General features: G+C 40.3%; 12 protein-coding genes. 6 read left to right on the forward strand and 6 right to left on the reverse strand.

Translation table 11 applies throughout. The features are described from left to right. Positions 1 to 97: 97 nt before the first annotated feature. On the reverse strand, positions 98 to 661 hold the full coding sequence (locus ABYD77_RS13335; protein ID WP_372770623.1) for a DUF4136 domain-containing protein: 564 nt from the start codon (positions 659 to 661) through the stop codon (positions 98 to 100). A gap of 132 nt (positions 662 to 793) precedes the next feature. Between ABYD77_RS13335 and ABYD77_RS13340 the strand changes: the two genes are divergently transcribed. The 3 genes from ABYD77_RS13340 to ABYD77_RS13350 all read left to right on the forward strand — a co-directional run bounded on the left by ABYD77_RS13340 (position 794) and on the right by ABYD77_RS13350 (position 3644). After that, the gene (locus ABYD77_RS13340; protein WP_372770624.1) at positions 794 to 1837 is read left to right on the forward strand and encodes a PLP-dependent cysteine synthase family protein; all 1044 of its coding nucleotides are present in this window, start codon (positions 794 to 796) and stop codon (positions 1835 to 1837) included. Between the two features lie 67 nt (positions 1838 to 1904). Further along, entirely contained in the window at positions 1905 to 3263 is a 1359-nt protein-coding gene (locus tag ABYD77_RS13345; RefSeq protein WP_372770625.1) for a Na+/H+ antiporter NhaC family protein, read from the forward strand. Positions 3264 to 3293: 30 nt separating this feature from the next. Then, the gene (locus tag ABYD77_RS13350) at positions 3294 to 3644 is read left to right on the forward strand and encodes a VOC family protein (RefSeq protein WP_372770626.1); all 351 of its coding nucleotides are present in this window, start codon (positions 3294 to 3296) and stop codon (positions 3642 to 3644) included. 65 nt (positions 3645 to 3709) lie between these two features. Here the strand turns inward: ABYD77_RS13350 and ABYD77_RS13355 are convergent, their stop codons facing one another. The 5 genes from ABYD77_RS13355 to ABYD77_RS13375 all read right to left on the reverse strand — a co-directional run bounded on the left by ABYD77_RS13355 (position 3710) and on the right by ABYD77_RS13375 (position 7179). Further along, complete coding sequence (locus tag ABYD77_RS13355; RefSeq protein ID WP_372770627.1) at positions 3710 to 4498, reverse strand: motility protein A; 789 nt, start codon at positions 4496 to 4498, stop codon at positions 3710 to 3712. 8 nt (positions 4499 to 4506) lie between these two features. Continuing rightward, on the reverse strand, positions 4507 to 5331 hold the full coding sequence (locus ABYD77_RS13360) for a MotB family protein (protein ID WP_372770628.1): 825 nt from the start codon (positions 5329 to 5331) through the stop codon (positions 4507 to 4509). A 21-nt stretch (positions 5332 to 5352) separates the two neighbouring features. Next, complete coding sequence (locus tag ABYD77_RS13365; protein WP_372770629.1) at positions 5353 to 6084, reverse strand: hypothetical protein; 732 nt, start codon at positions 6082 to 6084, stop codon at positions 5353 to 5355. A 12-nt stretch (positions 6085 to 6096) separates the two neighbouring features. Then, on the reverse strand, positions 6097 to 6432 hold the full coding sequence (locus ABYD77_RS13370; RefSeq protein WP_372770630.1) for a PadR family transcriptional regulator: 336 nt from the start codon (positions 6430 to 6432) through the stop codon (positions 6097 to 6099). A gap of 225 nt (positions 6433 to 6657) precedes the next feature. Further along, positions 6658 to 7179 carry an NADPH-dependent FMN reductase gene (locus ABYD77_RS13375; RefSeq protein WP_372770631.1) on the reverse strand — a complete coding sequence of 174 codons (522 nt, stop codon included), beginning with the start codon at positions 7177 to 7179 and terminating at the stop codon, positions 6658 to 6660. A gap of 113 nt (positions 7180 to 7292) precedes the next feature. Here ABYD77_RS13375 and ABYD77_RS13380 point away from each other — a divergent pair, with 113 nt between their 5' ends. The 3 genes from ABYD77_RS13380 to ABYD77_RS13390 form a co-directional block, all read left to right on the forward strand. Continuing rightward, positions 7293 to 8186 carry a LysR family transcriptional regulator gene (locus ABYD77_RS13380; protein WP_372770632.1) on the forward strand — a complete coding sequence of 298 codons (894 nt, stop codon included), beginning with the start codon at positions 7293 to 7295 and terminating at the stop codon, positions 8184 to 8186. A gap of 133 nt (positions 8187 to 8319) precedes the next feature. Then, on the forward strand, positions 8320 to 10062 hold the full coding sequence (locus ABYD77_RS13385) for an amidohydrolase (protein WP_372770633.1): 1743 nt from the start codon (positions 8320 to 8322) through the stop codon (positions 10060 to 10062). A 573-nt stretch (positions 10063 to 10635) separates the two neighbouring features. Then, the coding region (locus ABYD77_RS13390) for a lamin tail domain-containing protein (protein ID WP_372770634.1) at positions 10636 to 13964 on the forward strand (3329 nt) is incomplete at its 3' end.

Here is a 13964-nt window from a genome sequence, read left to right on the forward strand (position 1 = left end):
CATTAGCTACCTAGAAGGCGCTACCTGATACGCCAAATAAGAAGAAATACAAAAAAAGCCATCTAAATGATGGCTTTTTTATGATACCTGAACCGACTTACATAAGATCAGGTGGAAAGTTTGAAAGAATCTCAGCAATAATTTCGTTAGCAACGATAGTACGCTCTTCAGGTGATTGGTTCTTTTTAAGTTTGCCACCTTTAGCGCCACGCCAAACAAGGGCTTTTTCATTGCGGTCAATCACGTCTAGCACGAGTGTACCCACTTCGTATTCACGGGTTGATGTGTGCGTTTCATAGCCGACACCCCAGTAACCCCAACGGGCACTGTAAGGATGACCCATACCCGCATTATAAGAAATCGTATCCACATCAATTTTCTTCTCAACTGATGCATGGTAGTTGACTAAAATGTCGGCTTGGTTTGAGGCAACCTGCGAAAAACCTTTAGCTTTTAGCTCACGTGTTACTGCTTCGCGTACACGTTTTTCCATAAGCGGGCTAATTTGATAATTAGTTGTGTTTTTTGCAAGGTTTGCGTTATCAACAAATGCAAATGTCTTATAACTTGCAAAATTGGCTGTGCGGTCATAATCCCAATCAGGAGTTTTTGCGCAGGCAGTTAAAAGTAAAACGCCACATGCTAATAATAAGTTTTTCATGATCAAGCTCCTTGGCTAGCGAACGAATTTGTGTTTTGCTAAGGAAAGATAACATAGAAATTTAATACTGTAATCTCTATGCTCAAGTAAAGAATACGGTTTTTATCTTAATAGACACTGAACGGTGAAGAAATGAATAACAATTGGACAAAACAGGCATTTGCTAAAATTGCGGCTGACTATACTCGCTCTGCTGATACTCATTTAATCCCGTTTAACTTAAATACATTTCCCAATATTCATTTTTACCTTAAAGATGAAAGCACCCATCCCACAGGTTCATTAAAACACCGTTTAGCACGGTCGCTTTTTTTATATGCACTGAGTAATGGCTGGATCAATGAAAACACCCCGATTATAGAATCTTCAAGTGGTTCAACTGCCGTCTCTGAGGCGTATTTTGCCAAATTATTAGGCTTACCTTTTATTGCGGTAATGGCAAGAACCACGGCAAAAGAAAAAATTAAACAAATTGAATTTTATGGCGGAAAATGCCACTTAGTTGATAATACCACGCAAATTTACGCTGAATCGCAGCGTTTAGCCGATGAACTTGGCGGTCATTATATGGATCAATTTACCTATGCTGAGCGTGCAACGGATTGGCGTGGCAATAATAATATTGCGGAGAGTATTTACACTCAAATGGCGAAAGAGCCATTTCCTATTCCACGTTGGATAGTAATGAGTCCGGGTACGGGCGGTACCTCGGCGACCATCGGCCGTTATGTGCGTTATCAAGGGGTTGATACACAATTGCTGGTGGTAGACCCTGATAATTCGGTTTTTTATGACTTTTACAAAAGCGGTGATAATTTGCTAACTAACCAAACCGGCAGCCGCATTGAAGGTATTGGTCGCCCGCGGGTAGAACCATCGTTTATGCCGGGTGTGATTGATGAAATGCTAAAAGTACCTGATGGGCAGAGTATTGCTGCGATGTTGTGGTTAACTAATTTACTCGGTCGCAAAGTAGGACCATCAACAGGCACTAACTTGGTCGGTATGTTACACCTAGCCAATCAAATGCATGAGGCTGGCGAATCCGGTTCAATCGTCAGTTTGATTTGTGATAGCGGTGAGCGCTATTTAAATACTTATTACGATACCCATTGGCAGCATGCGCATATCCCAATTGATCTTGAATATCAGAAATGGCTTGGTAGTTTAGTTTAAAGCATTTTTTTGCAATTATGACTTTTACTGTTCAAAATTAGCCGCTTAATGCGTCCTGAGAATAATAATGAACGATTCAATTTATACCATTATCCCGCCGATTGTGGCCATTTTAGTTGCCATTTGGCGTAAAAGTGCAATTCAAGCGTTGCTGGTGGGGTTAGTACTTACCTACTTTATGTCATCAAGTTTTGCGCCAATTACGAGTGTTACGGCGATGACAACAGGGGTGATAGATGTCGCTACATCCACTTATAACCAACGTATTATCATTTTTAGCCTATTAATTGGTGCCGTGCTTGCGCTGGTTAATGCCAGTGGCGGTGTAACGGGGTTTATTCATGCCCTTAATAAAAAACACTGGGTTGATAACGACAGAAAAGCGGCGATGGTTCCGACCTTAATTGGTTCATCGATTTTTACTGATACCAACTTAAGTATGTTTACTGCGGGACTTGCATCGCAGAGCATTTTTGATAAATACAAGTTATCTCGTGCGCGCCTTGCGTTTATTCTCGATTCTACCTGTTCACCTATTAGCATATTACTGCTGATAAATGGCTGGGGCGCCTATATTTTAGGGCTGCTTGACGGCTATAACTTATCAGATCAAGTAGGCGTTTTAATAAGCACGATTGGTTATAATTTTTACCCGATTATTGTGGTGTGTGTGGTGTATTACACAGCGCTGAGCGGCCGTGTATTTGGCCCATTAAAAGACGCCAATAGTATGGTCGAATCAAAGTTCGAAAAGAATGATACCGTTGGCAAAGCAAGTTACCTTGTGGTGCCGATGATGGGTATTATTTTTATTACTTTGGGCTTACTCTATTATACAGGCGATGGCGACTTACGCCGCGGTAGTGGTTCGTTTTCAGTGCTTTGGGCGGTAATAACGAGTTACCTAATCCTAATTTTAATGCTGTTAAAAGATAATGTGTTTTCTAGCAAAGAGGTGATAACGCACAGCATTAAGGGCATTAAAAATCTGGTGCCAGCTGTGATGGTATTAGTACTGTCTTTTGCTTTTGGCGATGCAGTAAAGGCCTTTGGTACAGGCACTTATGTCAGTGGCCTTATGAGCTCTGAGGTATCTCTACTTTGGATTGCGCCGTTACTGTTTATTACCGCTGGTATTATGGCGTTTGCTACCGGTACTTCTTGGGGCACATTTGCGATTTTATTCCCAATTGCACTGCCAATTGCGTTACAAACAGGCATTGAGCCGGCGTTTTTACTCGCCGCGGTTCTTGGTGGCGGGGTATTTGGTGACCATGCATCACCGATTTCAGACTCAACCATTGTGGCATCTATTGCCAGTGGGTGCGATCATATCGAACACGTTAAAACGCAGTTACCGTATTGTTTGGCGATTGCTCTAGTGAGTTTAGTGCTTTACGTTGTGGTTGGCAGCTTTATTATTTAACGTAAACTTTTAGTAAGACACGGAGGCAGTATGCAACACGAAAAAATTAACTATCTTGAGTTTCCAGCCAGCGATTTAGCAAAGGTAAAAGCGTTTTTTAATGCGGTATTTGCGTTTGAATTTACCGATTATGGGCCTGAGTATACGGCGTTTCAGAACGCGGGCATTGATGGTGGCTTTTATTACTCTGAGAATGTTATGGCAACAACCACGGGCTCAGCGTTGGTGGTGTTTTACAGTGAAGATTTAGCTGAAACACAAGGCAAAGTAATCGCTGCTGGCGGTAAAGTGGTAGTTGAAACGTTTGAATTTCCAGGTGGAAAACGTTTTCATTTTAGTGACCCATGCGGTAACGAGTTTGCCGTGTGGAGCGATAAATAAAACAAGAATACGTTTAAAGTGAGGCATGCTAAAGATAAGCAGCATGCCTTGTTTTACTAAAATGTTTACTGGCTAACCTCTGTTTTTTCATCGAGCAATTCCGAGTTTGATGTTAAATCTTCACCTAAATAGCCCGCTAATAAATTCATCATGGTTTTTGGATTATCGCCCTTGGCAATATGCATTACCCCATCGCGCACTAAGCACATATGGTGTTTTATCTCTTCTGCGCGCTCGCCAAGTTTGTTTGCAAAAGGCCCTGTAATGCCATTAGCAATGAGTGCACCATAGAGGGTTGTTAATAGCGCAACAGACATTTGTGGACCGATGGTTTTTGGGTCATCCATGGCAATTAGCATCGCCACCAAGCCAATTAATGTGCCTATCATGCCCATGGCGGGGGCAAGCTCAGTAAAGCTGTTCATTACTTTAATGGCATCGTTATTGTTCTGTCGCGTATGTAAAATATCGCGATTCATCGTAAATTCAATGGCTTCTGGGCTGTGACCATCCACTAATAGATCAATTGCTTTGGCCATAAATGGGTCGTTAATGGCTTTTTCTTCTAAGCCTAAGAAGCCGCTTTTACGTGCAATTTCAGCCAGTTCTACCAATTTATCCATGGTACTAAATAAATCCGGCGTGGATTTACTAAACACCCATTTAATGTGTTTTATCGCAGCGATAAATTTAGATAAACGATAACTTAACATCACCGCACCTAAGGTGCCGCCTAGCACGATGCAAACAGATGATAAATTAGCGTAAGCTTCGGGCGCTGCACCACTGGCATAAATACCAAAGATCAGTGCCAAAATGATAATTGAAAGGCCGAAGCCACTTGCTGAATCCATGGGTTTTCCTAAAAAGGTTGAGAAGGTTGAAGTTCGAAGGCGCTACCTTGTGAAATTGCAATTTCAACGCGGCGATTTTTAGCTCTGTTTTGCTGCGATATATTGGGCAGCAAGGGCTTAGTGTCAGCATAGGCCGCTATATGCAAGCGGTTGCTGTTAAGCTGATTTGAGCCGAGTAAGGTTTGCAGCACGGCATTGGCACGTTTTGAGGATAATTCCCAATTATTGGCATGCAGTTCATTACTTACCTGCAAATCATCACTGTGACCCGAAACCGAAATTTGCCCAGGAATACGAGCAAGCTGCTCGGCAATAGTTGTTAAAACAGGTTTGAATCGCGGCTGTAAAAAGCTAGAACCGGAGGGAAAACTACCGCGTTCGTTTAAGCGAATAATCAGTTGTTGGCCGAGCATTTCAAGTTCAATTAATTCGTTTTCAATTTCGCTTTTAAGCAAGTGTTCGAGCGTTTCTTTTAATTTAAGATTGATTTTAGCTGCTTCGCTCTCAACCTTTTGCGTTTGTAAATTACGCTGTTCACGTTCAGTTGTAAGCTGTTTTACAGACTCAATGGGGGTGTGTTCTGGCTTTCCTGGAGAAAACTCAGTGGCGATAATTGACGTGCCTTTTGGTATGTCTTCTAATACCACTTCAGATTGCACACCAAAGGCTTTTTTCATTGAGCCTGCGATGTGTTTAAACTTTTCTACATCCATTACGGAATAAGATAACAGTAAAACAAAAAAGCACATAAGCAGTGACATTAAATCGGCAAAAGTCGTCATCCAATTTGGCGCACCTTTGGCTTTTTCATCAATAAATTCGTGGTTTTCCATGATGATACTTCTTGCTTTATTTTAACTATCAGATTGCCAAATTTGGCTGTGCTCTGTGCGAAATCGCTTCGCAATAAAATAGCAACTTGGTAGTACTAAATAGAACACACTCAGCAGCATGCTTGCGAGAATAGGCCCAGTTTGGGTTGCGGCATAATCATAGTTATTAAGCAAAAACAACCCATACAGGTAAGGCATTAAAACCAGCGCTACAGTACTTAAAATAAGTGATTTGAGCTTGGCTGTTTTACTTAAATAGTGAATAGCAAGAAGTGAAGCTAATGCAAGTATCAGTGCTGGTAGGTGAATAAACAGTCCAATAAACTGCAAAATACCTTCATTGGTACTTTTCATAATGTATTCTGGTGTGCCTGACCAAAATGCACCTTCAAGCAAAGCAAGGTGAATATTGCCATTTAAAAGTGATTGCCAAAATCCGTCACTAAAGCCATCAACATTATCCATACTACTTAGCCACATTACCAAGAGGGCAATAATGGTAAAAATACTAAGTCCGATACTAAAAATAAAGGCCTTAATGGCATGCGCATTCGTTAATAGGCGACTATAGGCGGCCTTGCCACATAAGTAGGTTTGCAGCCAAAACCAGCGGTTAGCAAGCGTTAGGTTTTGTTCTTGCAGTACAAAATACTCTTCGTATAAATCACCTAATAACGCGTCTTGATGGTGCTTGGGGGTAAATCGCTCAAGTAGCCATGCAGCAAGCTTAGGTGGGTTATGATGTTTAGTCATAGTGTTCACCAATTATACTTCAAAGGGGTGGTTTGGCACATTTTGCCACAGGGTATCCATAGCGTCTTTTGCCCGTTGTAACGCATTTAATCCATCATTGGTCACTGTAAAAAAACGTTTTGGACGACCGCCTCGCTCGGGGGTTGCTTCCCCTAATTTTGATGACACTAGGCCTTTTTTTTCAAGGCGTTCAAGGGTGGCGTAAAGTGCGCCTAGGGCAACCGTGCGTTCAATTTGTTGGTCTAACAGTTGGCGAATTGCTGCGCCATAAGCGTTGTCTTTTAGCTGCAATAAGGCGAGCAATACCATTTGTTCAAATTCACCTAAAAATTTATCACTTTTACCCACAAAGCACCTATAAAAGCCATTAATACTTAATTTACTACAAAATAGGTTTTTAAAATAAAAGATGCAAATGGTTTTTACTATTTTGTAGTAAAAACTAAAAAATGACGAAAAAAGTATTACTTAGCTGTGAATGAAAAATGTGTAAAAGAAATTGGCTAAATAACTGTAGCGTTAAAAAACAGGTGCAATGCACCTGTTAAAGGGGAGGGTGTTTAATATTATTTATTAACCAAGCTGCGCCATAATAGTTGCAAGTTCATCTGCAAGTTCACCATTGGTGATTTGGCCTTTTTCTACATCAAAGTTATCGAAAAAGCTTGGTAGAGAAAAGCTACCTCTAACGTCCATCGCAAAGAAACCTGCAGAACCTGTTGCTGCGCCTAATACACTTTTTGCACCGCCAGGGCCTGGTGATGACGCCATTAATACAACTGGCTTATCTTGATACACTTTCATATTAATACGCGATGTCCAATCGAATAGATTTTTATACGCCGCCGTGTAAGAACCGTTATGCTCAGCGAATGAAATTACAATCGCATCTGCATCACCTATTTTTTTGTAAAAGGTTTGTGCTTGCTCAGGTATACCGCCTTGTTGTTCACGATCTTGACTGTAAATTGGCATTTCAAAGTCATTTAAATCTAAAATTTCAACGTCTGCATCTACTAATGATGATGCGTATTGTACAAGTTGCTTGTTGATTGACTGGCTATTGTTTGTTGCTGCGAATGCTAATAATTTCATAATGCTCTCCGACATGAATGCTATTTAAGTTAGTTACCTTGACTTGATGAATATAAGGTTATATTAATTCCTTTACAATATTAATACTTGTAAAATTAAAATACTGTTTCCATATGGCTAATAATATATTTGATGGTATTCCCATCTTTGTGCAAGTGGTAAAACTGGGTGGTTTTGGAGCAGCTGCTGAGGCGATGAATCACTCAAACTCCCATGTAAGTAAAGTAATCAGTAAGTTAGAAGAGCGTGTAGGCGTTCGCCTATTAAACCGTACTACGCGCTCAATTTCACTTACGCCAGAGGGGCAAGTGTTTTTTAATCACTGCGAGCAGTTGGTGAATGATACAGAGCAAGCATTGCAATCGATCTCTCCAAGTGATGAAAAACCCAAAGGCAGTTTAAAAGTGAGCTGCCCACTTGGTTTAAGTAAGGGGCTGTTACAGCCGGCATTGTCGGAGTATTTGTCGCTTTATCCCAATGTCAGTTTGGAATGGAATATTAGCGATGAAAAAGTCGACTTAATTAACGAAGGCTACGACTTAGCCATTCGTGCAACGCCATCGCTCGATGACTCAACATTAATTTGCAAACGGTTAACAAGTTATCCAACTTATACTGTGATAAGCAAAAAATACATTGAGCGCTACGGTAAGCCGCATCATCCAAGAGATTTGGCAAATCATCACTGCATTTGTTATAGCAATTTAAAAAAGGCAGATAAATGGGACTTTATAGATAAAAATGGCAGCCCGTTTAGTGTCTCAGTAAAAGAAAGAGTTAAAAGTAATAATGGCTTTATGGAGTTGGCTATGGCCCTCGATGGCCATGGCATAGTGCGTTTACCAGAGTTTTTTTTAGAAGAAGCATTGGCCAATGAACAAGTTGAAGTGTTATTTAGTGACTTTCCGATGCGTGAGGTACATGTTTATGCTGTTTATCCAAGCCGTAAGCACTTATCGCCAAAGGTTAGAAAGTTTGTGGAATTACTACAAAATAAACTATCTTAATGCTCTTTTTTGATCAGAAATAACAATAGGTTAATTAAGTTGTTCCCTTTTTGTGTGAGATGCGCTTTACAGGCATTAGTGAGTGCAAAATGCTCAAAACTAATTCATAAATTTAAGTAAAGGAGAGTACATTATGAAATGGCATTGGATGATGGTAAGTGCTGTTGGGCTTTCACTAACAGGGTGTTTTTCAGAAAAGCCAACGCAGAGTGAAGCCGTTACTAAACCATTGGCAGTAACTGCAGCCGATAAAATTTATTTTGGCGGTGACATATTAACAATGGAAGGTGATGCGCCTGAATATGTTGAAGCAATCGCAACCTCGGGTGAAAAGATTATTTATGTCGGTGATAAAAACAGCGCCATGGCACATAAATTTGGTAAAACAGAACTAGTTGATTTAAAAGGAAAAGCATTATTCCCCGGTTTTGTTGACCCGCATAGTCATGTGTACGGTGTAGGTTTGCAAGCTGTAGTTGCCAATGTATTACCGCCTCCAGATGGCAATGCGAATACCGTAGACAGTATCATCGAAATCTTAAAGGCGGCCGAGCAAGATGAAACTCAGCGTTTATTTATTGAAAAAACAGGCTGGATATTAGGCTTTGGCTATGATGATGGTCAGCTTGACCGCTACCCAACCAAAGATGACCTTGACAAAGTGAGCACGGAAAAGCCTGTACTTATTGTTCATACTTCAGGCCACTTAAGTGTGGCAAATAGCAAAGCACTTGAACTTAGCGTTATTAACGCTGAATCGCAAAACCCACAAGGTGGTGTCATTCGTCGCATTGCAGGCAGCAAAGAGCCCAATGGCGTGCTCGAAGAAAACGCACACTTTGCGGTGTTATTCAGCTTAAATCAATTAATAGACCAAGACTTGCAAGATGTCATGCTGGAAGCCTCGCAAAAAATGTATGCTAAATTTGGCTACACTACAGCACAAGAAGGCCGAGCAACAACTGAAGGTTATGAGGCGCTCAAGCGTGCATCAAATAAAGGAGAGTTACTAATTGATGTTGTTGCATACGCCGATATGGCATCAAGCAGTGACTTTATGAGCTCGCCTTACAATGCGCCTACTTACACCAACCATTTTCGTATTGGTGGTGTAAAACTCAACTTTGATGGCTCACCACAAGGTAAAACAGCATGGCTAACGCAGCCGTATTTTCATCCGCCTCATGGACAAAATAATGAGTATGCGGGCTACCCAACGTTTAAAGATGAAACAGCCTACAACTATGTTGAAACCGCTTTTAAAAATGACTGGCAGGTATTAACCCATGCCAATGGTGATGCGGCAATTGAGCAATTTATTACCGCAGTAGAAAAAGCAAATACTAAACTTGGCAAAAAAGATCGCCGCCCAGTGCTTATTCATGGCCAAACTATTCGCCAAGATCAAATAGCACGATTAAAAGATGCGGGAATTTTCCCGGCGCTTTTCCCTATGCATACTTTTTATTGGGGAGATTGGCATCGCGATTCGGTGTTAGGTGAACCACGCGCTGATTTTATCTCACCAACCAAAGCTATGCTTGATGTGGGACTGATTTTCAGTAGTCATCACGATGCACCTGTGGCATTGCCGAGCTCTTTCCGTGTGCTGGATGCTACAGTAAATCGCACCACGCGCACAAACAAAGTGCTAGGCCCTGATCAACGTGTAAACACCTACACAGGTTTAAAATCAATGACGCTTTGGCCTGCTTATCAACACTTTGAAGAAAATAGCAAAGGCAGTTTAAAGGTAGGTAAACAAGCGGATTTAATTATTTTGAACAAAAATCCACTTAAAGTAGCGCCTGAAACATTAAAAGATTTACAGGTGATTGAAACGATTAGCCGAGGCGATTCGGTTTATCATCATTAAAAAGTAACAATGTCATATAGCAGTATTAGAGAAAAGAGAGTTAGCAGCTCTCTTTTGTTTAGTGGCGATATTTAAACAACTAGCTTACACAATGTCTCGTTAATGGTTCTCTTTATTTGCTAAAAGGACCCATTAAATATTTATTTTCTGAAGTCACTTTTTATAACTTCCAAGTTTGAGAGAACATAAACGGCGAAAAAACCATTTATGTTTAACTGCTTGTGGGGTATGTTTCAATCAATATAGTGTTGTTATTTAAAAAAATGCTTTAATAACAAGCTAGACTGATCAGCGAGTCGTCTTTTATAACATTACTAATTTATTTTGCAAATGTGACGATGTTTAGTTGTTCTTAGCTTATATTAAATCTGATCAAATAGTTTGCAAAGACACATTTCCGCACCAGATATCAAAATTTAAATATTGAATTTACAGTATTTTTTCAGTTGCTTTAAAAGTGTTGGAAATATTTTTGCTTGTTTTGATTAGTCTCTTTGATTTAGTATTAAAGGGTTAGTTTCTTTGTAGTTTTCTTGTTTATTTTTAAATTGTTGTCGAGAAAAAAGGTAGTAAATGGCAAAGCTCTTATTGCGGAAGTTTAAAATTAACTATTCCCATGTGATGATGCTGATTTTTTTATTGGTTATCACTGCAACAGCGGACGCCAAAAAAATATCAAATCAAAATGATACGGTTATTGAGCAAGTTAAAACGCTCTCTAATGTTAATCATAATACTTCATCCCCTTCACCAAATTTAAATACAGTTACCGAGCATGAAACATACACCGAGCTTGCTAATCCAAATTACTTAGTTTTATTTAAACCGCAAAGTGTTTCTTTTATACCGACTGATGGACCAAAGTGGCATTGGCAATTATCCAAGATTACTGGCTTTGATCAAACCGAAAAAATACAAGCGCAGCATTTTAAAAATAAAATTGTTTATCAACATTCACAATTTATAGAGCAGTATTTAATTAAAAATCATGCAATTGAACAACAGTTTATATTAAATGAATTGCCTAAAAATCTGCCTGATGAATTTGTTATTGAAGGGGCTGTGAGCACTAATGGTATTCTAGAAATATCAGAGAATGGCTGGAATTGGCGAAATGAAGATGGTGTGGTCAGTCTCGGATTACTCAACGTTTTTGATGCAAATGGAAAACGACTCGAAGCAACCATGTTGGTGGAGCAATCTAAAATCAGTTATAAAATCGCTGCTGACGTATTGCAAAGTGCACAGTTTCCGATACTGATTGATCCTGAAATTGGCACCAACGATTTCCGCATAAGTTTTATGGGCCCTGATAATTCATCAGCTTATACGGCACTAAATCCTGATGTCGCTTTCAACCCTAAATTAAATGAATACTTAGTAGTGTGGGAAGGTGACGATAATACAGCCCCCTTAGTCGATAATAAAATTGAAATTTTTGGACAAAGGATCAACGCACAAACAGGTGCGTTAGTTGGTAATCGCATTCGTATTGGTAATGTTGCTAATGACGGCAATACTAACTTCAGAGCAAATACACCGACTGTAGCTTATAGCGATAAGGAAGAAGAGTACCTGGTATGTTGGAGTGGTGATCATCAGCACGCTGATTATCCAACGTTGGCAGATAATGAAATAGAAATCTTTTGTAACTATGTGAAAGCAGCTGACGGTTCAACCCCTTACAAAATAATTCGTTATTCTACCATGGGCCCTGATGGCAATATTTCATTTGCTGCATTTAACCCTGCACTTGCTTATAACAAGATAAATAATGAGTATTTATTGGTTTGGGAAGGTGCAGATACCACATCATCGGAATACGAAATTTATGGTCAACGAATAGATAGTGTGACAGGTAAGCAGATTGGAACAATCGACTTTCGTATCAGTGATATGGGGATTGATGGTAATGCTGACTTTGATGCTCTTAGACCGGATGTTGCTCACAACTTCACTAACAACGAATATTTGGTTGTTTGGGGAGGTGAAGATCAAGCAAATATGAGCGAATGGGAAATATATGGTCAACGCATAAATGGCTCGAGCGGACAAGCACTAGGTACAAATGAATTAGGAGTTAATGACTTTCGTATTAGTGATATGGGCCCTGAAAATTCATCTGATTATTATGGGTTTGAGCCAGCAGTCGCCTATAACAGTTTTAATAATGAATACCTTGTTGTTTGGGAGGGTGAAGACAATACCTTACCTTTAATTTTTGGTGAGTCAGAAATCTTTGGTCAGAGGCTTTCAGGTGCTACTGCCGGTGAGATTGGTGAAAATGATTTTAGAATAAGTGATGCAGGCCCCAATGGAGATACTGCTTATGATGCTTATGGAGCAGATGTTGAGTATAACAAGCTCAATAATGAATACCTTGTTGTTTGGACGGCCGATGAAGATACAGGCTTGCTGGTGGATGATGAATACGAAATTTATGGTCAGCGAATTTTAGCCAGTACTGGCGCTGCGATAGGTGATAATGACTTTCGAATCAGTGATATGGGAGCTGACGGAAATGCAAATTATGATGCTGATTTTCGAGCACTTGCCTATAACAATACCAATAACGAATTTTTAGTTGTTTGGCATGGGGAAAATCAAACGCAAGCAGATGAATGGGAAATCTTCGGACAGCGTATAGCGCTGGATCAGAAACTGGTTATTAATGAAGTTGATTACGATCAGCCTAGTATTGATACTAATGAATTTATTGAACTGAAAAATAACGGCGATACCTATATAGATTTGAGTAACTATACGTTGGATCTTTACACCGAAGCGACAGCATCTGTTTACGATACCATTACAATACCAAAGACCTTAATTGCACCAGGTGATTACTACGTTATTTGTGGCAACAACAGCAAGGTTGCTAATTGTGATCAAGACGATGATACCGACATTAATATGATCCAAAACGGTGCCCCTGATGCGGTTGCTTTAAAATTTGGTGCTTCGATCATGGATGTTATCTCATACGAAGGGAGTAGCTCTTCGCCTTATGTTGAAACAAGTGGTGCAGGGGTATTAGATGACCCTTCGATGAATTCTGGCAGTATAGCGCGCATTCCAGATGGCACAGACACTAATGACAACAGCAGTGATTGGTCTTTTGTGTGTGCAACGCCAGGTTCTGCGAATTTAAACGTATCGTCTGATTGTAATTTAGCACCTTCGTTAACGTTAAACCTGACGAATGTACTCTATTCTGAAAATTCTGGCGCAATTGTTATCGACGCCAATGCTTCTGTAATTGATAAAGACTCAGTCGATTTCGATGGTGGCAATCTCACTGTTTCGATATCGGGCAATGGTACTGTTAATGATCGCCTTTCAATTAAAAATACTGGAATAGGCGCTGGCGAAATTGGTTATGACCCAGTTACTGGTAATGTATTGTATTCCGGTACGGTGATTGGGGTTGCCTCTGGAGGAACGAATGGTGCTACTCCTTTATTTATCTCGTTTAATGTAAATGCAAATGAAACCAATATTAATGCATTGCTCAAAGAGCTCACTTATCAAAATATTTCAGAAAACCCCAATATGTTAGCTCGAACGCTGACTTTTTCTGTAGCCGATGATGATCCTGATACAAGTAATCAACCGACATTAATGATCAATGTCACAGGGGTGAACGATGGCCCAAGTATTACCAGTACAGCGGGCACAAGTGCCACAGAAGATGTGCAATATACTTATGCCGCCAGCGTCAATGATCCCGATGATGCGAACGATGGTAGCCAGTTGTCATGGTCTTTAACTAATCCACCCAGTGGCATGGTGGTGTCTAATACCGGCGTGGTGAGCTGGACGCCAACAGAAGGTGTGACAAGCTCAGGCACAGTGACCTTAACGGTACAAGATGGCGGTGAAAATGGTGCACTGCCAAGCAG

The organism is Pseudoalteromonas sp. (assembly GCF_041629635.1).
Taxonomy (GTDB): Bacteria; Pseudomonadota; Gammaproteobacteria; order Enterobacterales; family Alteromonadaceae; genus Pseudoalteromonas.